The following is a 21,567-nucleotide window of genomic DNA, read 5'->3' on the forward strand; positions in this document are numbered from 1 at the left end:
TGGTGGAGTTGTCACCACCCTGTCCGTCGGGCCAGCCGGAGGAACGATGCCCACGCCGCCCACGCCGCCCGCGCCCGCGACCCCGGACGAGCACGAGCGCGGGGTGCGGCTGGTGGCCGTCCTGCTGATCCTGACCGTGGTGAGCGGGCTGATCGACGCCGTCAGCTATCTGGGCCTGGGCCGGGTCTTCACGGCCAACATGACCGGCAACGTGGTGGTGCTGGGCTTCGCGGCGGCCGGCGCGCCGGGATTTTCGGTCCCGCACACCGCCACCTCCCTGGTCTGCTTCCTGCTGGGCGCGGTGGTGGGCGGCAGGGTCGCGGCCCGCTTCGGCGGAGGCTCCCGCCGCACCTGGGCGCGCCTGACCCTGGCGGCGGAGGCGATCCTGGTCGGCGGCTCGGCGGCGGTGGCCTTCGTCTGGCCGGGCACCACCGGCACCCGGTACGCCCTCATCGCGCTGACGGCCTTCGCGATGGGGCTGCGCAACGCGACGGTCCGCAAACTGGGCGTCCCCGATCTGACCACGACGGTGCTGACGATGACCCTAACCGGCCTGGCCTCCGAGTCCCGGCTCGGCGACGCCACCGGCCACCGCTCCCCGCGCCGCACCGCCTCGGTGATCGCGATGCTCGCCGGCGCCTTCCTGGGCGCCTGGCTGGTCCTGCACCAGGGCCTGGCCCTCCCGCTGCTGCTCGCGGCCCTGGCGTCGGGGGTGCTGGCACTGGTGGCGTCGGGGCGGGAGTGAGGGGCGTGGACCTCGGGGGAGGCAGGAACGGGGCGTGGGGAACGAGGGCTCCTGCCTCCCTCGGGGTGGGCCGGTGCGGTCAGCCGGCGGTGACGCGGAGTTCCTTGACGCCGTTGATCCAGGCCGAGCGCAGCCTGCGGGGATCGGCGGCCAGTGTGAGGCCGGGCATCGCGTCCGCGAGGGCGTTGAAGATCAGGTCGATCTCCAGGACGGCCAGGGACTTGCCGAGGCAGTAGTGGGGACCGCCTCCGCCGAAGCCCAGGTGGGGGTTGGGGTCGCGGGTGATGTCGAAGGCGTCGGGGTCGGGGAAGACCTCGGGGTCGTGGTTGGCGGAGGCGTAGAACAGGCCCACGCGGTCGCCCTTGCCGATGTGCACGCCGCCCAGTTCCGTGTCCTGGGTGGCCGTGCGCTGGAAGGCGTTGACCGGGGTGGCCCAGCGCACGATCTCCTCGGCCGTGGTGGCCGGCCGCTCGCGCTTGTAGAGGTCCCACTGGCCGGGGTGGGTGAGGAAGGCGTGCATGCCGTGGGTGATGGCGTTGCGGGTGGTCTCGTTGCCGGCCACCGCGAGCATCAGCACGAAGAAGCCGAACTCGTCGGAGTTCAGGTTGCCTTCGTCCTCCGCCGCCACGAGCGTCGTCACGATGTCGCGGGCCGGGCACCGCTTGCGGTCGGCGGCCATGTTCATGGCGTAGGCGATGATCTCGGCGGCCGACTCGGCGCCGACCTCCTCGGTGATGGCGTACTCGGGGTCGTCGTAGGCGATCATCCGGTTGGACCAGTCGAAGATCTTCGACCGGTCCTCCTGGGGCACGCCGATCAGCTCGGCGATGGCCTGGAGGGGCAGTTCGCAGGCGACCTCGGTGACGAAGTCGAAGGGCCCCGAGCGGCTCCGGGCGCCCGCCACGATCGCCTCGGCACGGGCGCGCAGCCGGTCCTCCAGCGCACGGATCGAGCGTGGCGTGAAACCCCGCTGCACGATCTGCCGGACCCGGGTGTGCTCGGGCGGGTCCATGTTCAGCAGGATCAGCCGCTGGGCGTCGATCGCGTCCCGCTGGATGTGCTCGTTGAAGCGGATGATCGCGGTGTTGAGGGTCGAGGAGAACAACTCCGGGTGCGTGGAGACGTACTTGACGTCGGCGTGCCGGGTCACCGCCCAGTAGCCCTCGTCCTGGAAGCCGGCGGCGTTCCCCGGCTGCGGTATCCAGCGGACCGGTTCGGTACGGCGCAGTTCGGCGAACTCCGGCAGGGGCACGCGGCGGTGCAGCAGATCGGGGTCGGTGAAGTCGAACCCGTCGGGCAGCGCTGGACAGGGCATCGGCGGTCTCCTGCCATCTGACGGACCATCAGCGGGTGCCGTGAACGTAGTAACGGGTTCTACAACTCGCAAGAGGTACGGCACGGCCAATCCACTGCAAGACCCTTGCGGTGACGGACGTCACGTCAGCAGACTGCACCCAGAACTAGAACGCGTACTAGTTCTGGAGGAGAGCCCTCTCGGAGAGGACCCGCACCCATGGCCGCCGAACCCGTGATCGTCGAAGCCGTACGGACCCCGATCGGCAAGCGCGGCGGCGCGCTCGCCAATCTGCACCCCGCCTACCTCCTTGGCGAGACCTACCGCGAACTCCTCGGCCGCACCGGCATCCCCGCCGACGCGGTCGAGCAGATCGTCGGCGGTACGGTCACCCACGCCGGCGAGCAGTCCATGAACCCCGCGCGCACCGCCTGGCTCACCATGGGCCTGCCCTACGAGACCGCCGCGACGACGGTCGACTGCCAGTGCGGCTCCTCCCAGCAGGCCTCGCACATGGTGGCCAACATGGTCGCCGCGGGCGTGATCGACGTCGGCATCAGCTGCGGGGTCGAGGCCATGTCCCGCGTCCCGCTGGGCTCCGGCTCCAAGCACGGGCCGGGCAAGCCGTTCCCCGACGAGTGGAACGTCGACCTGCCCAACCAGTTCGAGGCGGCCGAGCGGATCGCCCGCCACCGGGGCCTCACCCGGGAGGACGTGGACGCCCTCGGCCTGCGCTCGCAGGAACGCGCCGCCCTCGCCTGGGCCGAGGAACGCTTCAAGCGCGAGACGTTCGCCGTCCAGGTCCCCACCACGGAGGACGAACAGCACGCCGGGCAGGGCATGTGGCGCCTGGTCGACAAGGACGAGGGCCTCAGGGACACGTCACCGGAGGCGCTGGCCGGCCTCAAGGCGGTGATGCCGAAGGCGGTCCACACGGCGGGCAACTCGTCCCAGATCTCCGACGGCGCGGCGGCGATCATGTGGGCGTCGAAGCGGATGGCCCGCGCCCTGAAGCTGAAGCCCCGGGCGCGCATCGTCGCCCAGGCGCTGGTGGGCGCCGACCCGCACTTCCACCTGGACGGCCCCATCGACGCGACCCGGGCGGTGCTGGGCAAGGCGGGGATGTCGTTGAAGGACATCGACCTCGTGGAGATCAACGAGGCGTTCGCGTCGGTGGTGCTGAGCTGGGCCCAGGTCTTCGAACAGGACCTGGACAAGGTCAACGTCAACGGCGGTGCGATCGCCCTCGGTCACCCGGTGGGCGCGACCGGCGCCCGCCTGATCACCACCGCCCTGCACGAACTGGAGCGCGTGGACAAGGAGTTCGCGCTGATCACCATGTGCGCGGGCGGCGGACTGGCTACCGGGACGATCATTCAGCGCCTGTAGCGGCCCAGTGCACGAAGGTGGAGAAGGCGGCGGGGTCGAGGGTGAGGATCGGTCCCGCCGGGGTCTTGGAGTCGCGCACGGCAATGGCTGCGGCGGTTTCGGCCACCTCTACGCAATCACCGCCCTGGTCGCCGCTGTAGCTGGACTTACGCCACTTGCTCTCCATAGCGGTCCTCCATCACCCGTCGGATCAGCCCCGCCGAGTCCTTGATCGAGAGCGCGGCGGCTCGTAGATGATCGTAACGGAGCGAGCAGTCCTTGACGGTGTCCGGATTCGCGGTCGGATGCCCGCTGCTGTAGCCCTCGGTGTAGACGATGCTGGGGTCGTCGGCGAACCGGTAGACATTGAACGAGCCTTGCAGACCCGGGTGTTCTCCGATCGCGTACGGCAGGATCTGCACGTTGACCCGTGGGTCCTCCTCAAGGGTCAACAGGTGAGCGAGTTGCTCACGCATGACCTCCCGACCGCCGATCTCCTGGTGCAGCGCGGCCTCACTGAGCACCATCCAGAAGACCGGCGGCTCCTGCTTCTCAAAGATGCGTTGGCGAGCGAGCCGAACGGCCGCCCGGTCCTCCAGATTGTCCTGGTCCAGCACTCCGAGCACCGCACGGACATAGGACGGAGACTGCAGCAGGCCATGGACCATGTGGGTCTGGAACGTGCAGATCTCCACTGCTCGCGCCTCCAGCTCCGCCACCTGCCGAAACCAGGCCGGAAGTTGACTTCGCATCACCAGCGGATGGAGCCGGGACAGTAACCCGCCCGTCCCCAGCGCCGCGTCCGCCCGTTCGCTGAAGTCGAGCGTCGGCAGCTTCCGGGCGGTCTCCACCTGGCCGACGAGCGACCCCGTGAAGTTGATGATGTCCCCCAGTTGCCGCTGGGTCAGCCCCGCCGCCTCCCGGCACCGCCGCAGCTCGAAGCCGTAGTAGTCGAGCGGTGAGGCGCCCGGGTCGAGGGTGTTGATGTTCACCACGGCAAGTCCCCTCTCGGACCCGTTGTGTTCAGAACGTAGCCCAGCGTAGTGATCCGAGGTCAGCCTCGTCCTGTGAACCTGGACATTCCCCACACCCCCCAGTACCGCCTGCACCTCACCGTCGGCGAGCACTCGGTGCACCACATCCGCCGCATCGTCCGCTCGCTGCTCCACGAATGGGAGCTGACGGAGCTGACGTTCGCCGTGGAGCTGGGCGTGAGCGAGCTGGTCACCAACGTCGTACGGCATGTGCCGGATCGCCGCTGCACGGTCCTGCTCGCCCGGCAGACGGCGGGCGTTCGGGCCGAGGTGGCCGACGGCTGCGCCCGGATCCCGCTTCTCGACCTCGACGTGGACCAGGACGCGGAATGCGGTCGCGGCCTAGCCCTGCTGGACGCCGTGGTCGACAAGTGGGGCGTCTCGCCGGCCGGGAGCGGAGGCAAGGCGGTCTGGTTCGAATGCGGGACGGGCTGACGCCCGCCGGGTGCGGAACGAAGGAGCCCCCGCCGGCGGGCAGGGGCTCCGTGCGCCGAGAGGCACTCAGGCCATTTGCCCGGCGGGCGTCTGCAGGGTCTCCTGGGGGACGGTCTGCGTGCCCTCGTTGTTGGGCGTGGTCTGAGTGCCCTCGTTGTTGGGCGTGGTCTGCGTGCCCTCATTGTTGGGCGTGGTCTGCGTGTTCGGAGGGTTCTGCGTGTTCGGCTCGTTCTGTGTGTTGGGTGCGTTCTGCGTGTTCGGCTCGTTCTGTGTGTTGGGTGCGTTCTGAGTGTTCGGCGCCGTCTGCGTATTCGGTGCGTTCTGAGTGTTCGGCGCCGTCTGAGTGTTCGGCGCCGTCTGTGTATTCGGCGCGTTCTGCGTATTCGGCGTGTTCTGCGTGCCCTGGTTGAACGACCCGTTGATGTTTGTGTTGGTGTTCGTGTTATTGGTTATGTTACTGACGTTGTTGGTCGTCTGGTTGACGACTTGATTCACCACCGACGCCGGCAGACCGAGGCTCTGCGCCTTGGCCTGTGCGGCCGCCACACCCTGTTGCTTGGCCTGCTGCGGGGTGGCGCCCCGGTTTATGGCCGCTTGCGCAGCGGCCGATCCGGCCGACACGGCCTCGGACGCCTGTGCCGAGTTCCCGGAGGCGGACGAGGACCCGCCCGTGCCTCCCGCGCACGTCACGGAACCTATGGAGAAAGGCCCTGTTCCCGAGACGGACGTCGGTCCGATACTGCCGCTGGAAGACGAATTCACGCTCTCCCCGCCGGGCGAGACGGTGAAACTTCCGTTGTTGGCGAAGCCGTTGCCCGTCAGGCTCCCCCCGGATACCTGACAGCTCTGGGCCGGGACAGCGGAGGCCGACTCCACCGTGCCGACCGTCATCCCTCCGACCAGCACAGCCATGGCGGCGGCGCTCAGTACTGCATTCCTTCGCATGAAGCTCTCCTTCGCTGGGGCCATATTTCAGCGACCGGAGACGTTTCCGTCCGGATAACAGCACGCTAACTCCGCTACCCTGCCGGTGCATCTAGGGTTGCAGGCACCAGTGGCGGGTATTAGCCTGCCTCAACTCGCGTCATGGCGGCCCGTTTTCTGTTTAGCGCACAATTTCCGGGCCCAGCCGAAGTGCAGGGAGGGCATCGCCGCGTACTGGTTGGTGAGCGCGGGTGAGCGAGCCGTAGTCCGGCTTGGCGAAGTCCTGGACGCCGTGGACGGTGCCGATGACGCCGAGGGCGGGCATCAGGCGCGGCGGCGCCAGCGGGAAGAGCCAGAAGCCGATCAGGGCGAGGAAGGTGGCGAAGCCGAGGCAGGTGCGGGCCCAGCGGTAGTCGGCCGGGCGGCGCCAGTAGAGGACGGCGAGCACGGTCAGCGGGACGACCAGGTGCAGGGACTCGTAGGAGAAGTCGAAGAACCCGCGCAGCCGGCCGATCTTCGCCACGGCGTGGTTGACCGCGTGCTCGACGTCGATGTGCAGGACGCGTTCGAGGCCGAGGACGAGGCGGCCGTGGTACTCGGCGGTGGACCGGCCAGCGGCGGTGGTGCCGCCGCCGGCCGCGTGCCGGACCTGCTGGTAGACGGCGTACGTGACGCGGATCAGCAGCAGCTCCAGGAGCAGGTTCGGGCGGGTGAGCGCCCGGCGGAGGAAGGGCAGGAGGGGCACGCGGCGGAAGCGGGCCGGTACGGCCGGGGCGTACTGCGTGGGGATGGGGTCCCGGCAGTACGGCGAGGTGCGGGACAGGAAGGGGACGAGCAGCACCCACAGCGGCTGGTGCTGCCAGGCGGCGGGCGAGACGAGGACGACGGCGCAGCCGGTGACCGCCACGGCGAGCAGGAGCCGGCCGTCGTGGGCGAGGCGCACCGCGCGGCGCAGGGCGTGGGCGGCGACGGCGGTGCCCAGCAGCAGGAAGAGGGCGATCTCCAGAGGGCCGGTGAGGCCGAGGCGGAGCAGGACGCCGTGCAGGGACGGGCTGCCGAAGGCATCCATGGGGTGCACCCAGTGGATGCGGGCGTCGTGCGGCAGCGCGGCCGGCTGGAGGGCGGCGGCCAGGCCGAGGCTGACGGCGACCGCCGTCGCCGTCGGGAACGCGTCCGCCGGTCGCCCGCCGTACCCAACGAGGCTTTTTGCACCTTTTATTCGGATAACAGTAGCCGCAGACGCGGGCGGTTGCGCATCCGGGGCGCGACAAGGATCACAGCGGAAGGCGCGAATGATCTGCTCGAAGTGGGCAGACGTCCCTGCATACACGGCATTTAGCTGCACTATGCATCGAAGTGCCTACGCGACGTAACAGGCAAAACACTGTCTATGGTCGCTTTTCGGCCCGTCGCACGCCACCGCCGCCGTCCGGGTCGCGTCCCTGTCCCCGTCGAAAGGCAGGCGAGCTTCGTTTTGGCCACCGCCACAGCCGTCACCCCGCATCTGAAGACCCGCCGGGCCACCAAGGCCCGCGACGTCACCGTCACCGACCCCGCGCTCGTCAAGCGTGCCGTCAAGGCGGCCGCGCTCGGCAACGCCATGGAATGGTTCGACTTCGGCGTCTACAGCTACATCGCGGTCACTCTCGGCAAGGTCTTCTTCCCTTCCGGCAACCCGACCGCGCAGCTGCTGTCGACGTTCGGCGCCTTCGCGGCGGCGTTCCTGGTCCGCCCGCTCGGCGGCATGGTCTTCGGTCCGCTGGGTGACCGCGTGGGCCGCCAGAAGGTCCTCGCCCTCACCATGATCATGATGGCGGCGGGCACCTTCGCCATCGGCCTGATCCCGTCGTACGGCACGATCGGCGTCGGCGCCCCGCTGCTCCTGCTGGCCGCCCGCCTGGTGCAGGGCTTCTCCACCGGCGGCGAGTACGCGGGCGCCTCCACGTTCATCGCCGAGTACGCCCCCGACAAGAAGCGCGGCTTCTTCGGCAGCTGGCTGGAGTTCGGCACGCTCGCCGGCTACATCGGCGGTGCGGGCCTGGTCACGGTGATGACCGCCCTGCTGTCCTCCGGCGACCTCACGTCCTGGGGCTGGCGGATCCCGTTCCTGGTGGCGGGCCCGATGGGCATCATCGGCCTGTATCTGCGGATGCGGCTGGAGGAGACCCCGGCGTTCGCGGCGGAGATGGAGAAGGTCGAGGCGGCCCGTCCCAAGGTGCCGCTGCGCGAGATGATCACCGGGCAGTGGAAGTCCCTGGTCATCTGCATGGGCCTGGTGCTGGTCTTCAACGTCACCGACTACATGCTGCTGTCGTACATGCCGAGCTACCTGACGAGTGAGCTGAAGTACGACGAGACGCACGGCCTGCTGGTCGTGCTGGGCGTGATGGCCCTGATGATGATCGTGCAGCCCTTCGCGGGCGCCCTGTCCGACCGCGTCGGCCGCCGTCCGGTGATCGCGGCCGGCTGCGCGGGCTTCCTGCTGCTGTCCGTCCCGGCGCTGCTGCTGATCCGCCAGGGCAGCCTGCTCGCCGTCGCGCTGGGCATGGGGGCGCTGGGTCTGCTCCTGGTCTGCTTCACGGCGGCCATGCCGGCCGCGCTGCCCGCCCTCTTCCCGACGCGGGTGCGGTACGGGTCCCTGTCCATCGGGTTCAACGTGTCGGTGTCCCTGTTCGGCGGGACGACTCCGCTGGTCGTGACGGCGCTGATCGGGGCGACCGGGAACATGATGATGCCCGCGTACTACATGATGGCCGCGGCCGTCGTGGGCGGGTTCGCGGTGTGGCGGATGTCGGAATCCGCTGGACGGCCGCTGCCCGGTTCCGCGCCCTCCGTGGAACAGCGCTGATCGTCGCAGGGACTCCTGCGGGGCGCCAGGAACCGTTTACAGGTTCATGCCGTCTGTTGCCCTGTGAAACGCGCCCGCATCCTGACCCTGGTCCTCGGTCTCCTCGGTATTCAGCTGAGCTGGCTCATCGCCCCCGCCTACGCCTGTGGGTGCGGGGCGATGCTGCCGGACCCGGCCCGCCGGATCGCCGTCTCCGACGAGCAGTCCGTGCTCCGCTGGGACGGGCGCCAGGAGCAGATCGTGATGCGGCTGACGGTGAACGGGGACGCGCGGCACGCCGCCTGGATCATGCCCGTCCCGCACCGGGCGACCGTCCGCCTCGGCGACCCCGCCCTCTTCGACCAGCTGGCCGACGCCGTCGCCCCCGTGCACCGCACCCGGTACCACTTCTGGCCGGGGAACGGCGACTGGCCCTTCGCCGACGGTGCCGCGGCCGGTGACGCGGCGCCGCCCCCCGCGGCAGGCAGCGTCGGCGTGGTCGACCGGCAGCGGCTCGGCCCGTTCGACGTGGCCCGGCTCACCGCCACCGACCCCGCCGCCCTCGACCGCTGGCTGCGCGCCCACGGCTTCACCTTCCCGGACCGGCTCAGGTCCGCCCTGCATCCGTACGTCGACCAGCGCTGGGAGTACGTCGCCGTCCGCCTCGCCCCGAAGACGAAGGACACGCCGCTACGGGGCGCGCTGCAGCCCCTCCGCCTCGCCTTCGCCGCCGACCGTCCGGTCTACCCGATGCGGCTGTCCCGTCTCGCGAGCATGCCGCAGTCCCTCGGCCTGTACGTACTCGCCGCGCACCGGATGCGGACGCGCACGGCCATCGGAGGCCTGCCGCCCGAGACCCTCTTCGCGGGCCGCCTCGACACGCGCAAGGGCGCCCTCGGCGAGCTGGCCGCCGGCACCCCGTACCTGACGGCCCTCACCCAGCGGTTCCCCTACCCCGACCGCATCTCCGGCGACCACGAGCTGCGCCGGGCCCCCGCCGACACCCCGGTCCGGCAGGTGATCTACGACGACGAGCTGCGCCGGGTCGCCGGCATCCCGGCGTGGGTCCTGACGCTCGGCGGCGGCCTGCTGCTGGTGGTCGCGGCCGTCGCCGTGGTCGTCGTACGACACTCCCGGCGGCCGGTGACTCCCCCGCCGCCCGTGCAGCCGCCGCCTCCGGTCACCCCGCAGACGCCCCTCGGCTGAGACGATGCAGGGGGACAGGCAGACACTCGGGAAAGGCAGCAGGCCATGAGCGGGTCGCAGCAGCTCTGGGACGACGTCGACGACTACTTCATCAGCCAACTCTCCCCCGACGACGACACGCTGCGGGCGGCCCTGCGCGACAGCGAGGCCGCCGGGTTGCCGCAGATCGCCGTCACGGCCGCCCAGGGCAAGCTGCTGCACCTGCTCGCCCAGCTGCAGGGCGCGCGCACGGTCCTGGAGATCGGCACGCTCGGCGGGTACAGCACCATCTGGCTGGCCCGTGCCCTGCCCGAGGACGGCAGGCTGATCTCACTGGAGTACAGCGCCAAGCACGCCGAGGTGGCCACCCGCAACCTCGCCCGGGCGGGCATGGACCGGGTGGCGGAGGTGCGGGTGGGCCCGGCACTGGAGTCGCTGCCCAAGCTCGCCGACGAGAACCCCGCCCCCTTCGACCTGGTGTTCATCGACGCCGACAAGGCCAACAACGCGCACTACGTGGAGTGGGCGCTCCGGCTCACCCGCGCGGGCAGCCTGATCGTGCTCGACAACGTGGTGCGCGGCGGCCGGATCGCCGACGCGGGCAGCGGCGACCCGGACGTGGTCGGCACCCGTGCCGCCCTCGAACTGATCGCCACCCACCCGCGGCTGACCGGCACGGCGATCCAGACGGTGGGCGCCAAGGGCTACGACGGGTTCGCGCTGGCCCGCGTGCTCGGCTGAGCATGCTCGGCCGGGCGTCAGGCCTCGTGGTAGAAGCCGACGTTGACGCTGCGCGGCGCGGTGCGGTCCTGGACGATGATCTCCCCGGACCCGCCGCGCGGCAGCGCCACCACCCCGCCGTACGGCACGGTCTGGGCGTACTCGCCGACGATCAACCGTACTTCGGACGCCGGGTCGGCCTGCGAGCCGCGCAGCCAGGACAGCTGCCAGCCGCCGTCCTGGCCGCACAGGAACTCCAGGTGGACGCGGGAGACGAACAGCCAGTCCTCCGGGGTGACCAGCCGGCACACGGCCGCGTCCCGGCCGACCCGCAGCGCGGCGCCCGGCTCGCTCGGGGCCTCGGCCATCGACATGCCGGCCGTGGCGCCCGCGTCGGCCCCGGAGACGGTGGCCATGGTCAGTTCGAGCACGCGTGTTCCCCCTGTGACGTCCTTGCACGGTGGCTGGATCGCCGTACCGCCGCCGCATGATAAAACGCCCGGCCGGGTGGCGTCCGGCACAATGGGTTCATGACCGAGCGAAAGCCACCGGGGGTGCCGTTCGAGTCCTGGGTGGACAAGCAGATACGGGACGCACAGGCGCGCGGCGAGTTCGAACGGCTGACCGGCGCGGGTGAGCCGCTGCCCACCGAGCTGGAGACCGGCTACGACGAACTGTGGTGGGTGAAGCGGAAGATGGCCCGCGAGGGGCTGGCCGTGCTGCCGCCCGCGCTGGCCCTGCGCAAGGAGGCCGAGGACGCGCTCGTGGCGGCGTACGCGGCCCCGTCGGAGCGGATCGCACGGAAGATCATCGAAGAGGTGAACGTCCGGATCCGCGACATGATGTTCAAGCCGCCGCCCGGCCCGCCGCTGGGGAAGAAGCCGTACGACGTCGAGGAGGTCGTGCGCGAGTGGCGGCAGCGCAGGGCTGCCGCCACGGGTGAGGTGCCGGGGTCAGAGGTGTAGCAGACGCCCGGCCAGTTCCCGGTAGTCGCGCAGGGCCAGCCGCAGCTGCTCGGTGTCGGTCTCCGAGCCCGGGCCGCGGTCCTCGGTGCCCTCCCAGGACCTGCGCAGGGTGCGGCGCCGCCGGTCCACGGCCTCGGTGAAGCGCGTGGCGATCTCCTCCAGCGCGTGGTCGGCCTCCGCCACGGCCTCCCGGGGCTCGTCCACGAATCCGGCGACCAGCTGCCGTATCCGCTGGTCCCACTCGTCGGTCTCCTCCAGGGGCAGCAGGGGCGAGCCGGTGCCGGAGGGGGCGGTGTCGCTCTCGCCGACGGTACGGCTCCCGGTGCCCGGGGTGCCGGGCGCGGCCGGCCAGGCGTCCGCGGCCCGCGAATCGGTGGTGGCCGCCTCGCGCCCGGTGACCTCTCCGAGGTACGGCGCCCCGAGTCCGTCGTCGGGCATCGTCCCGCTCTCGTCGGCGCCCGCGCCACGCCCGGGAGGGGCCGCGGGGTACCGGTCGCCGTCGCCGGAGCCCCGGATCCCGGTCCCGGCGCCCTGGGTCCCGGACCCGGCGCCTGCGGTACCGGCGCTTGCGGTGCCGGCCGCGAGGCTCTCCGTTCCCGGACGCAGCCCCTCCGAGCCCGTCCGTGCCTCCGCGCGTCCGCCGGCCGCACCTTCACGCATCACGTCCTCGCGGCCACCGGCCGCCCTCCCACCCGTCGCCCGCCGGGGTGCACCGGCGCCCGGCGCCCCCGTGTGGTCGTCCTCCGGGGCCCAGTCGTCCGCCGTCAGGCCCTCGCGGCGGCCCGGTGCGGCGGACGGCATCCCCTGTTCCTTCGGTTCTCCGGGGAGCCGCTCACCCGGCCGGGGTTCCCTCGGGATGCGGCGGCCCGGTGTCGCGTCCTCCGGTGCCCACTCGTCGTCCGGCGTGCGCGGGTACCGCTCGCCGCCGGGGCCGGTCCTGCTGTCCGACATGGCGCTCAACTCTCCTTCGGTCGGCTCCGGTGCGCGGCCCACGGCATGTGGGACCGAGCGTGGGAATGCGTGCCCGGACCGGCCTTGTGACCGTCGGCCGTGCCCGAGGGGGCGCGGTGGCGGCCGCTGTCCTGGCTCGGGCCGGACAGGTCGTCGAAGAGGGCGCGGGCACCGACCAGGGCCGTACGCATCTCCTCGGTCCCGGCGCCGGTCTCGCTCATGCCGCCGTTCGCCCCGGTGCGGGCCACCCGGTGGACCTGCCGGTAGCCGTCGACGTGGTCCGCGTGGTGCACGGACAGCGCGGCGAGCTGCTCCTCGTAGCGCCCGCCGTCGGGGTAGCCGCGGACGGACGCGAGCTCCGCGAGCAGCTGGTCGGCCTCGGCCACGGCCTGCCGCGGCGAGTCGACGAAGTGTTCCTGGACGACCGTCCAGCGGGCCGTGTACCGCTCGCGCCCCTCCGCGTCCAAGGGGCGTTCCCGCAGCTCGCCGTGGCGTTCGACGCGCTCGGCCAGCTCTCGTTCGGCGGCCTTGGTGTCCCCGTCGTGCAGGGCCACCGCCCGCTCGTACTCGGGCCCGAAGCGCCGCTTGAGGCTGGGCCCGCCGCGCCGGGTCCGGCCGCGCAGGATCAGGGCGGCCGCGAGTACGACCACGACCGCCACGATCACGATCAGCGCGATGATCATGCCTGTGGACATGGTTGCCTTCCGCATCGGGCCGGCCCCGCTGGCCGGCTCCCCTTTCGGGTGACCCGGAAGGCAGCCCACAAACGGCGGTCAGTCCGCGAACCGGCGCAGCCCGGTGACGGACCAGACGGTCCTGATCCGGCCGTCCGCCACGTCCAGCAGGTCGATCCCGCTCTTCTGGACGCCGTCCGCCAGGGTCACGTACCAGCCGCAGGCGACCCGGCCCGTGGCGGAGTCCACCGCCGGTGTCCCGTCGGCGGTGTACCGCAGGCCGGGCCGGGCCTCCCGGAAGGCCCGGACGTAGTCGGTGATCCCGGCCGGACCCCGCACCTCGTCGGTGGCGGCGTTCGCGGGGTCGTTGCCGAAGCGGATGCGGAAGCCGGGCGCGAGGAAGGCCTCCGGGTCGCCGAAGTCCCCGTTCCACAGGGCGGTCCAGCGGTCGAAGAGGGCGATGCCGGTGTCGGTGGTCAGCGTGGTGGCGGTGTGCGTGGTCGATGTCATGGCCTCAGCCTCCGCCCCGCCCGCGACACCCCCCTGTCGGTGATCGGCGTCACATCACCGCCGCCTGCGTCACATCACCGCCGCCGCGTCGAGCGGTACGACGTCGGAGCCGAGCGTGTCGAGCGCGGCGAGGTCGACGGTGCGGTGCGGGGCCCGCTGGTCCAAGGCCGTCACGGCGCGGACCCGGTCCAGCCGGAAGCCGCGCGGGGCGTCCCGCAGCCGGCACCAGGCGGCCAGGTACCAGTGCTCCTCGCCGCCCAGGAAGCCGAGCGGTTCGACGTCCCGGGCGGTGACCCGGCCCGCCGCGGCGGCGTACTCCAGGCGCAGCACCCGGCCCGCCGTCAGCGCCTCCCGCAGCGCGGCGGGGACCGTCGGCCCGGCGGGCCGCGCCGGGCGGGCCGCCGGGACGAGCAGCCGTACCCGCTCGGCCAGCTCGGCCGCCGCCCGCCGCTCCCGCTCCGGCATGACGGCCAGCACCTTGTGCAGCGCGCTGCGCGCGTCCGCGGCGAACGGCGTCCCGGCGAGGGCGTGCAGCCCCACGGCGAGGGCGGTCGCCTCGGCGGGGGTGATGGTCAGCGGCGGCAGGGTGCGGCCCCGGTCGAGGACGTACCCGCCGCTGCGGCCCGGCTCGGCGTGGATCGGCAGGCCGGTCTGCTGCAGCGCGGCCAGGTCCCGCTCGATGGTGCGGACGCTGACCTCGAAGCGCCGGGCCAGCACGCGGGCACTGCGGGGGCGGGGAGCGGCGGCGCGCAGCTCCTCGACGAGGGCGTAGAGACGGTCGGTGCGGTTCACGGCGGCCAGTCTCGGGGAAATTCCCTCGGCGGCGGGACGGCGGGCGCCGACAATGGCCGGCATGACGTGGACCATCGCCCCGGAACCGTACGACTCCCCGGTCGCCGCCGCGCTGTGGCGGGCGTACTACACCGAGGTCAGCGACCGCTGGTACCTGCTGCACGAGGGCCGGCGCACCGACCCGGAGGAGCTGGAGCGGCAGGTGGCGGCCGCCACCGGGTCCGAACTCGCGCCGCCCTGCGGCCGGTTGCTCGTCGCCCGGTACGACGGCGCACCGGCCGGCTCGGCGGGCGTACGGCTGCTGGACGCGGACACGGCCGAACTCACCCGGGTCTTCGTGATCGGGGAGACGCGCGGCAGGGGCGGGGCCGCGCTGCTCGTGGCCGCCGCCGAGGAGGCCGCCCGCGCCCTCGGCGCCCGCCGGATCGTCCTCGACACCCGCTCCGACCTGGTCGAGGCCCGCGCCCTGTACGCCCGCCTCGGCTACACCGAGACCGGCCCGCACAACGACGACCGGTACGCCGAACACTGGTTCCGCAAGGAGCTGGTGACGGCACCGGCCGTGTGAGTCGTGTGAGTCGTACGGGCCGTGCGGGCCGTGCGGGCCGTGCGGGCCGTGCGAGTCGTACGGGCCGGGCGAGTCGTGTACGCCGTGCGAGTCGTGTGAGCCGATGCGGGTCGTGCGGGTCGTCAAATGACCTTCGGCACGGTGCCGTTGTGCGGTCGCTCCCGCTCCGAGCCGCACAGTTCGCCGGTCAGCTCCTGCACCAGCTTCGTCAGGTCGGTCGAGCGGCCCGGCTGCCACCAGTCGCCGAGCAGTTCGGCCAGGGACTCCTCACGGGCGGCCGCCAGCCGTTCGGCGACCGCGCGGCCGGACTCGGTCAGCACCAGCTCCAGCCCCCGGCGTTCGGCGAGGTGCCGTTCCTCTACCTGGCGGGCGGCGGCCATGACCGCCTGGAGCGGGACGGGGCTGCGCTCGGCGAGCACCCCCGGCTCGACGGAGCCGTACTTGCGGATGCGCAGCAGCACCCAGCTCGCGGCGGGCAGCAGGTCGTATCCGGCCCGTTCGGTGATCTCCCGGTAGACCTCGCGGCGGCCCTCCCGGGTGCCGAGCAGGGACAGGGCCCGGCCGCACTCGTCGTAGGAGGACCGCTCGACCGGGTTGGGCGGGATGGTCTCGGAGACGTCCGGCGCGATGACCGAGCCGCGCAGCCGGTCCTCCTTCAGGAACCAGGCCAGCACGAAGCCGAGGAGGGCGACGGGGGCGGCGTAGAGGAAGACGTCGGTGATGGCGGCCGAGTAGGCGTGCAGGGCCGCCGGGCGCAGGGCGGGCGGCAGGCCGGCGATGCCGCGCGGGTCGGACTTGAGGGCGTTCGCGGTGGTGCCGGGCGGCAGGTTCACGCCGTGGAAGGCGGCGGCGAGCTTGTCGCCGAGGCGGCTCGCGAAGACCGTGCCGAAGATGGCGACGCCGAAGGAGGCGCCGATGGAGCGGAAGAAGGTGGCGCCGGAGGTGGCGACGCCCAGGTCCTCGTACGACACCGCGTTCTGCACGATGAGGATGAGCACCTGCATGACCAGGCCGAGCCCGAGACCGAAGACGAAGAAGTAGACGCTCATCTCGGCGGTGGAACTGTGCTCGTCGAGCCGGTGCAGCAGGAGCAGGCCGATGGTGGTGACGGCGGTGCCGGTGACCGGGAACACCTTCCAGCGGCCGGTGCGGCTGACGATCTGCCCGGAGAGGGTGGAGGTCAGCAGCAGCCCGACCACCATCGGCAGCATGTGCACTCCGGACAGCGTCGGTGAGATGCCGTGCACGACCTGGAGGAAGGTCGGCAGGTACGTCATCGCGCCGAACATGGCGAAACCGACGATGAAGCTGATGACGGCGGCCAGGGTGAAGGTGCGGATGCCGAACAGCTTCATCGGCAGCACCGGTTCGGCGGCCCGGCGCTCCACGGCGACGAACGCCACGGCCAGCGCCACGCCCAGCACGGCGAGCCCGATGATCTGCGCCGACCCCCACGCCCAGGTCGTACCGCCCAGGGAGGCGACGAGCACCAGGCAGGTGGCGACGGCGGCGATCAGGAACGTGCCCAGATAGTCGATGACATGGCGGGCGGTGCGGCGCGGGATCTGCAGGGAGGTGGCGATCACGGCGAGCGCGACGATGCCGACGGGCAGATTGACGTAGAACACCCAGCGCCAGCTCAGATGCTCGGTGAACACCCCGCCGAGCAGCGGCCCCAGCACACTGGTCGCTCCGAAGACGGCCCCGAACAGCCCCTGGTAGCGACCGCGTTCACGGGGCGGCACGATGTCGCCGACGATCGCCATCGACAGCACCATCAACCCGCCGCCGCCCAGCCCTTGCAGCGCCCGGAAGCCGATCAGCTGGGGCATGTTCTGCGCCATGCCGCACAGCGCCGAGCCGATCAGGAAGATCACGATGGCGGTCTGGAAGAGCCTCTTGCGCCCGTACTGGTCCCCGAGCTTGCCCCACAGCGGGGTCGCGGCGGTCGAGGCCAGCAGGTAGGCGGTGACCACCCAGGACAGGTGCTCCAGCCCGCCGAGGTCGCTGACGATGGTGGGCAGCGCGGTCGACACGATGGTCTGGTCGAGCGCGGCGAGCAGCAGCCCGAGCAGCAGGGCGCCGATGGAGACGAGGACGTTGCCGGGGACGTGCTCGCTGCTGCGCACGTCCTTCGCCGCGCCGTGCGTGTCCAGGGTCATGGAGACCTCCCCGGGGCTCGGGTGCACCTCTTCCATGGTGGTGGGAGTCACCGTTTATGGCCTGTTGAGACCTGCGTTTCCGGCGGCGGCTGTGGAGAAAGTGCGCATAGTCTCTGAAGTTCGTGAGGGGAGGGGACGAACACGTGAGTGAACCGAAGGGCCACACGTGCCCGGAGTGTGGGGCGCCGAGGGGTGCGGACCACACCCCGTCGTGCGACTGCACCGAGCGGGCGTCCGAGGCCCTGCGCGAGGCGCGGACGGCGGAGGCGGCAGCGGCAGAGGACTTCGACCCCCTGCGGATACGGCCGTACGTCGGGATGCAGACCCCGACACCGCCCTCCGAGGATGCCGAGACGGCGGCGACCGCAGGCGGGCTCGGGACGACGGAGAGGCCTGCCGAGAGGCTCGGTGCGGCCGAGGCCGCCGGCGGGCGTGGCTCGGCGGAGACGGTTACCGGCAGGCTCGGGACGGCGGAGGCCATCGGCGGGCCTGACGCGGCGGAGACGGTTACCGGCGGGCTCGGACCGGCCGAGACGGGCGACGCCAGGCTCGGCGCGGCCGAGGCCGCCGGCGGGCCTGACGCGGCGGAGACGGTTACCGGCGGGCTCGGACCGGCGGAGGTGGGCGACGGCAGGCTCGGTGCGGCGGAAAGGGCCGGCGGCGGGCTCGGGGCGGCGGATACGACCGCCAACGGGCCCGGCCCGGCGGAGACGGTCGGCGGGCTCGGGACGGCGGAGGCCGCCGGCGGGCCTGACGCGGCGGAGACGGTTACCGGCGGGCTCGGACCGGCGGAGGCCGGCGACGGCAGGCTCGGTGCGGCGGAAAGGGCCGGCGGCGGGCTCGGGACGGCGGATACGACCGCCAACGGGCCCGGCCCGGCGGATACGACCGGCAGCCTCGGGACGGCGGAGGCCGCCGGCGGGCCTGGCACGGCGGATACGACCGCCAACGGGCCCAGCCCGGCGGAGACGGGCGACGCCAGGCTCGGTGCGGCGGAAAGGGCCGTCGGCGGGCTCGGGGCGGCGGAGGCGGCCGGTGGCGGGACCGGCCCGGCGACGGCGGCCGACTACGGGCTCGGTGCGGCGCACCCGGTGGAGGGTGCGCCCGGTGCGGACGTGCCTCGCGCGGCGGAACCCGGGGGCGACGGACGTGGTGAGCGCGAGGAGGAGCGCAGACGGTCCGGAAGCCGTCGTACGGTGCTGCTGTCGGTCGCGGGGGCCGGGGTGGCCGTCGTAGCGGCGGCCGGCGTCGCGAGCGGGCTGTTCGCCTACCACACGCCGACCCGGGAACGGGCGGCCCAGGAGGTCAGGCAGAGCGTGCCGGACGTACCGGCCCCGGCCACGACGTCACCGCGGCGGCCCCCCGTCTCGCCGCCCCGCTCCCCCGCACCCTCCGCGCCCCCGTCCACATCGGCCGCCGCGAGCCCGTCCGCCACGCCTTCGGCCTCGCCGTCCCCTTCCCCGTCCGGCTCGGCGTCCAGCGCCCCGTCCCCCACTCCGAGCACGAAGACCTCCGCCGCCCCCCGCACCACTCCCGCCGCCGCCCCGGTACTGCAGCGCGGCGACTCCGGCCCGGAGGTGACGGAACTCCAGCTGCGGCTGCGGCAGTTGAATCTCTACGTCGGCCAGACCGACGGCGTCTTCACGCGCGCGGTGGAGGACGCCGTGCTCAACTACCAGCTGGCCCGGGGCATCCGCGGCGACACCCTGGGCGTGTACGGGCCCGCGACACGGGCGGCTCTGGAAGGAGAGACGTCGGACCCCTGAGGGACCCCGGGGCCGGGGGCGCTAGCCCACGTGCAGCCGGAGCAGTCCCTCGCCCGCGTCCTCGACCCGCACCTGCGTGAGGTCGCGTACGACCACGTCAGGACCGTGCGAGGCGGCCCGCGGCCCGACCCCCACGACCCGCATGCCGGCGGCGCGCCCCGCCGCGATCCCCGCACCGGAGTCCTCGAAGACGACACATTCCGAGGGATCGACGCCCAGCTCGGCGGCCCCCTTCAAGAACCCCTCGGGATCGGGCTTGCTCGCCCCGACGGACTCGGCGGTGACCCGCACCTGGGGCAGCGGCAGCCCGGCGGCGTTCATGCGCGCGGTGGACAGGGCCACGTCCGCGGAGGTCACCAGGGCGTGCGGCAGGCCGCGCAGGGCGGCGAGGAAGGCGCTCGCACCGGGGATCTCGATCACGCCGTCCATGTCGGCGGTCTCCGCGGCGAGCATGCGGGCGTTGTCCGCGAGGTTCTGCTCCATGGGCCGGCAGGGCAGGAGGAGGGCCATGGAGGCGTGCCCCTGCCGGCCGTGCACGACCTTCATCACCTCGTCGCCGTCCAGCCCGTGCCGCTCGGCCCAGTGCCGCCAGATGCGCTCCACGACGGCGTCCGAGTTGACCAGGGTGCCGTCCATGTCGAGCAGGAGGGCGCGGGCGGTGAGGACGGTGGGCAGGGCGGTGGTGGACGTGGCGGTGGCCGTCATGGGCAGCTCCAGGAACGAATGGCCCCGTGAACGGGAGGAACAAGGCGGCCCCGCCCGCCGGTCAGGGAAAACGGGCGGGAGCCACTTTGTTTCTCTACGGTACAAAACCCGGGCGGCTCCCGCCACCACCCCCGGCGAGGGTTCACCCGCCGTTCAGCTCAGCCGGCCACGGCCTCGTACAGGCTCCACACGCCGAGCGCGAGCATCAGCAGCGCCGCGATCTGCGTGATCAGCCGCAGCGGCACCCGCTTCATCAGGGCCTTTCCGCCGACGATGCCCAGTCCGGCGACGGCCCACAGGCCGAGCACCGCACCTAGGCCGACGGAGATCGGGTCGTCGTAGCGGGCGGCGAGGTTGGCGGTCATGATCTGGGTGAGATCGCCGAACTCTGCGACCAGGATCAGCATGAAGCCCGTCCCCGCGACCTTCCAGAAGGACTGGTCGGCGGGCTTCTTGATCTCCTCCTCTTCCTCGCCCTTGTGCAGCAGGAGCATCGCGGGACCGCCGAGGAAGAGGACGCCGGTGATCGCGTGCACGATCTGCTGGGGCAGCAGGGTCAGCACGCTGCCGGCCGCGACGGCGAGCACGACGTGCACCAGGAAGGCGGCGGCGACGCCCGCGAAGACGTAGCCGGCGCGGTAACGGGTGCCGAGGACGAGGCCGGCGAGCGCGGTCTTGTCCGGCAGTTCGGCGAGGAAGATGACGCCGAAGACGAGCGCCGTCACGGTGATGCTGATCAAGGTCCCTCAATCGGTCGGGCTGCCCCACCGAGAGTGTGGTACGTCACGCGATGACACCTCGGCACGGCAGCGCACTGGGCGCCCGTGTCGTGGGACGCGGGCGTGCACTGCTTGCCGAAGGTCTCGCTGGCGGCCCTCGAAACGACTCGAAGTCCCGCCTCCGGGCGCCGGCTCAGCCTGGCTGAGCAGTATGTCGACGGTCCGGCGAAGAGCTACTCCCCTTCTGCGCCTCCCATAGTACGGGACGCAAAAGTTCGACTGTGGACCTTGTCGTGACATGCACACGTCACTAGATTCTCATCGAGCGCTCACCCTCCGGCAACACGACCCCGCGAGCATTCCCTCGCTCGCGCTTCAACGCCCTCACCTCGCAAGGGAGTTTGCATGCCCGGCCGCTCTCGTGTCTACGCGCGTCGACGGCTGAGCGCACTCCGCTCCCCACAGTCCCGGCCGGTCTGCTCGACGGCCGACAGCAGCACCTCTTCCCGCATGTCATGCCCATGACCCCACAGGAGAACCCCATGCGCTCCGTCGCCCGCATATCAACCGCCTCCGCCGCCGCCCTCTCCCTGGCCATCAGCGGGCTCATCCTCGGTGTCAGCGACGGTACCGCGCAGGCCAGCACCTGTTCCCAGAGCTACCTGCCGCTGCCCGACTCGCACTGCACCCCGGGCGCCTACAACCCGGACGTGACGCAGTCGACCATCGGCTCGACGATCTGTGTCTCCGGGTGGACCAGTACGGTCCGCCCCTCCACCAGCTACACCAACGGCTTGAAGGCCCAGGGCATCACCGACTACGGCTACTCGGACACCAGCATGTCCGACTACGAAGAAGACCACCTGGTGCCCCTGGAACTCGGGGGCGCCCCGAAGGACCCGGGCAACCTGTGGCCCGAGCCGCACTACGGTAGCCCGACCGCCTCCACCAAGGACGGCGTCGAGACCAAGCTCAAGAACGCCGTGTGCGCCGGTCGGATCACCCTGTCGGCCGCACGCACCGCCATCAAGACCAACTGGACCACCGCACTCCAGGTCACCGGGATCGGCTGACACAGGGCGCCGACAAGCGGACGTCGAGCGGGCCGAGGACGACCTGACCCGGGCGGACGTACGCGGACTCCTGCCACCCCTCCCCCGCCTTCGCGCGGGCAGCCGACTGCCGCATGCGATGCCACCGAAGGGGCGCGATGCAGAGAGCGG

General features: G+C 72.0%; 22 protein-coding genes and 2 pseudogenes. 11 read left to right on the plus strand and 13 right to left on the minus strand.

Features of this window, described 5'->3' with window-relative positions; genetic code table 11:
* Window positions 1-46 precede the first annotated feature (46 nt).
* Window positions 47-745 carry a YoaK family protein gene (locus tag AB0N17_RS29945; protein WP_366014665.1) on the plus strand — a complete coding sequence of 233 codons (699 nt, stop codon included), beginning with the start codon at window positions 47-49 and terminating at the stop codon, window positions 743-745.
* 79 nt (window positions 746-824) lie between these two features.
* Here AB0N17_RS29945 and AB0N17_RS29950 read toward each other — a convergent pair whose 3' ends face one another.
* Window positions 825-2,060 carry a cytochrome P450 gene (locus AB0N17_RS29950; RefSeq protein WP_366014666.1) on the minus strand — a complete coding sequence of 412 codons (1,236 nt, stop codon included), beginning with the start codon at window positions 2,058-2,060 and terminating at the stop codon, window positions 825-827.
* Between the two features lie 198 nt (window positions 2,061-2,258).
* On the opposite strand from AB0N17_RS29950, the gene AB0N17_RS29955 reads away from it, so the two are divergent.
* A complete protein-coding gene (locus AB0N17_RS29955; protein ID WP_366014667.1) occupies window positions 2,259-3,428 on the plus strand; it encodes a steroid 3-ketoacyl-CoA thiolase in 1,170 nt (389 codons plus the stop codon).
* On the opposite strand, the gene AB0N17_RS29960 is transcribed toward AB0N17_RS29955, so the two are convergent.
* Window positions 3,412-3,594 (minus strand): DUF397 domain-containing protein, encoded by a 183-nt coding sequence (locus AB0N17_RS29960; RefSeq protein WP_366014668.1) that lies wholly within the window; start codon window positions 3,592-3,594, stop codon window positions 3,412-3,414. The genes AB0N17_RS29955 and AB0N17_RS29960 overlap by 17 nt on opposite strands.
* The gene (locus AB0N17_RS29965) at window positions 3,575-4,402 is read right to left on the minus strand and encodes a helix-turn-helix transcriptional regulator (protein ID WP_366014669.1); all 828 of its coding nucleotides are present in this window, start codon (window positions 4,400-4,402) and stop codon (window positions 3,575-3,577) included. The genes AB0N17_RS29960 and AB0N17_RS29965 overlap by 20 nt, the downstream gene beginning before the upstream one ends.
* Window positions 4,403-4,474: 72 nt before the next feature.
* On the opposite strand from AB0N17_RS29965, the gene AB0N17_RS29970 reads away from it, so the two are divergent.
* A complete protein-coding gene (locus AB0N17_RS29970; protein WP_366014670.1) occupies window positions 4,475-4,876 on the plus strand; it encodes an ATP-binding protein in 402 nt (133 codons plus the stop codon).
* 66 nt (window positions 4,877-4,942) lie between these two features.
* Here AB0N17_RS29970 and AB0N17_RS29975 read toward each other — a convergent pair whose 3' ends face one another.
* Window positions 4,943-5,821 (minus strand): hypothetical protein, encoded by an 879-nt coding sequence (locus AB0N17_RS29975; protein ID WP_366014672.1) that lies wholly within the window; start codon window positions 5,819-5,821, stop codon window positions 4,943-4,945.
* Between the two features lie 177 nt (window positions 5,822-5,998).
* Window positions 5,999-6,923, minus strand: a pseudogene (locus AB0N17_RS29980) (phosphatase PAP2 family protein); the annotation flags it as partial.
* Between the two features lie 351 nt (window positions 6,924-7,274).
* On the opposite strand from AB0N17_RS29980, the gene proP reads away from it, so the two are divergent.
* The 3 genes from proP (at window position 7,275) to AB0N17_RS29995 (ending at window position 10,553) form a co-directional block, all read left to right on the plus strand.
* On the plus strand, window positions 7,275-8,648 hold the full coding sequence (gene proP / locus AB0N17_RS29985; protein WP_366014673.1) for a glycine betaine/L-proline transporter ProP: 1,374 nt from the start codon (window positions 7,275-7,277) through the stop codon (window positions 8,646-8,648).
* 63 nt (window positions 8,649-8,711) lie between these two features.
* Complete coding sequence (locus AB0N17_RS29990; protein WP_366014674.1) at window positions 8,712-9,833, plus strand: DUF2330 domain-containing protein; 1,122 nt, start codon at window positions 8,712-8,714, stop codon at window positions 9,831-9,833.
* A gap of 45 nt (window positions 9,834-9,878) precedes the next feature.
* The gene (locus tag AB0N17_RS29995) at window positions 9,879-10,553 is read left to right on the plus strand and encodes an O-methyltransferase (RefSeq protein ID WP_366014675.1); all 675 of its coding nucleotides are present in this window, start codon (window positions 9,879-9,881) and stop codon (window positions 10,551-10,553) included.
* Between the two features lie 17 nt (window positions 10,554-10,570).
* Here AB0N17_RS29995 and AB0N17_RS30000 read toward each other — a convergent pair whose 3' ends face one another.
* Window positions 10,571-10,963, minus strand: a complete 393-nt coding sequence (locus AB0N17_RS30000; protein ID WP_366014676.1) for a hypothetical protein — start codon at window positions 10,961-10,963, stop codon at window positions 10,571-10,573.
* A 99-nt stretch (window positions 10,964-11,062) separates the two neighbouring features.
* Here AB0N17_RS30000 and AB0N17_RS30005 point away from each other — a divergent pair, with 99 nt between their 5' ends.
* The gene (locus tag AB0N17_RS30005; RefSeq protein WP_366014677.1) at window positions 11,063-11,497 is read left to right on the plus strand and encodes a DUF1992 domain-containing protein; all 435 of its coding nucleotides are present in this window, start codon (window positions 11,063-11,065) and stop codon (window positions 11,495-11,497) included.
* On the opposite strand, the gene AB0N17_RS30010 is transcribed toward AB0N17_RS30005, so the two are convergent.
* The 4 genes from AB0N17_RS30010 to AB0N17_RS30025 form a co-directional block, all read right to left on the minus strand.
* Entirely contained in the window at window positions 11,486-12,448 is a 963-nt protein-coding gene (locus tag AB0N17_RS30010) for a hypothetical protein (RefSeq protein ID WP_366014678.1), read from the minus strand. The two genes, AB0N17_RS30005 and AB0N17_RS30010, sit on opposite strands and share 12 nt — an antisense overlap.
* 5 nt (window positions 12,449-12,453) lie before the next feature.
* Window positions 12,454-13,143, minus strand: a complete 690-nt coding sequence (locus AB0N17_RS30015) for a hypothetical protein (protein ID WP_366014679.1) — start codon at window positions 13,141-13,143, stop codon at window positions 12,454-12,456.
* A 78-nt stretch (window positions 13,144-13,221) separates the two neighbouring features.
* Window positions 13,222-13,632 carry a nuclear transport factor 2 family protein gene (locus AB0N17_RS30020; protein WP_366014680.1) on the minus strand — a complete coding sequence of 137 codons (411 nt, stop codon included), beginning with the start codon at window positions 13,630-13,632 and terminating at the stop codon, window positions 13,222-13,224.
* Between the two features lie 69 nt (window positions 13,633-13,701).
* Window positions 13,702-14,487, minus strand: coding sequence for a YafY family protein (locus tag AB0N17_RS30025; RefSeq protein ID WP_366014681.1), 786 nt, complete (start codon window positions 14,485-14,487; stop codon window positions 13,702-13,704).
* On the opposite strand from AB0N17_RS30025, the gene AB0N17_RS30030 reads away from it, so the two are divergent.
* On the plus strand, window positions 14,486-14,992 hold the full coding sequence (locus AB0N17_RS30030; RefSeq protein WP_366014682.1) for a GNAT family N-acetyltransferase: 507 nt from the start codon (window positions 14,486-14,488) through the stop codon (window positions 14,990-14,992). The genes AB0N17_RS30025 and AB0N17_RS30030 overlap by 2 nt on opposite strands.
* Before the next feature lie 122 nt (window positions 14,993-15,114).
* Here AB0N17_RS30030 and AB0N17_RS30035 read toward each other — a convergent pair whose 3' ends face one another.
* Window positions 15,115-17,154, minus strand: coding sequence for an MDR family MFS transporter (locus AB0N17_RS30035; RefSeq protein WP_366014683.1), 2,040 nt, complete (start codon window positions 17,152-17,154; stop codon window positions 15,115-15,117).
* 143 nt (window positions 17,155-17,297) lie between these two features.
* Here AB0N17_RS30035 and AB0N17_RS30040 point away from each other — a divergent pair.
* Window positions 17,298-17,474: pseudogene (locus AB0N17_RS30040) on the plus strand (peptidoglycan-binding protein); the annotation flags it as partial.
* Entirely contained in the window at window positions 17,472-18,920 is a 1,449-nt protein-coding gene (locus tag AB0N17_RS30045; protein WP_366014691.1) for a peptidoglycan-binding protein, read from the plus strand. The pseudogene AB0N17_RS30040 and the gene AB0N17_RS30045, both read left to right, overlap by 3 nt.
* A gap of 21 nt (window positions 18,921-18,941) precedes the next feature.
* Here AB0N17_RS30045 and AB0N17_RS30050 read toward each other — a convergent pair whose 3' ends face one another.
* Together AB0N17_RS30050 and AB0N17_RS30055 are read right to left on the minus strand one after the other, a co-directional pair.
* Window positions 18,942-19,625 (minus strand): HAD-IA family hydrolase, encoded by a 684-nt coding sequence (locus AB0N17_RS30050; RefSeq protein WP_366014684.1) that lies wholly within the window; start codon window positions 19,623-19,625, stop codon window positions 18,942-18,944.
* Window positions 19,626-19,783: 158 nt separating this feature from the next.
* Window positions 19,784-20,365 (minus strand): TMEM165/GDT1 family protein, encoded by a 582-nt coding sequence (locus tag AB0N17_RS30055; protein WP_366014685.1) that lies wholly within the window; start codon window positions 20,363-20,365, stop codon window positions 19,784-19,786.
* Between the two features lie 521 nt (window positions 20,366-20,886).
* On the opposite strand from AB0N17_RS30055, the gene AB0N17_RS30060 reads away from it, so the two are divergent.
* Entirely contained in the window at window positions 20,887-21,417 is a 531-nt protein-coding gene (locus tag AB0N17_RS30060; RefSeq protein ID WP_366014686.1) for a hypothetical protein, read from the plus strand.
* Window positions 21,418-21,567 lie beyond the last annotated feature (150 nt).

The organism is Streptomyces sp. NPDC051133, from assembly GCF_040682635.1.
Taxonomy (GTDB): domain Bacteria; phylum Actinomycetota; class Actinomycetes; order Streptomycetales; family Streptomycetaceae; genus Streptomyces.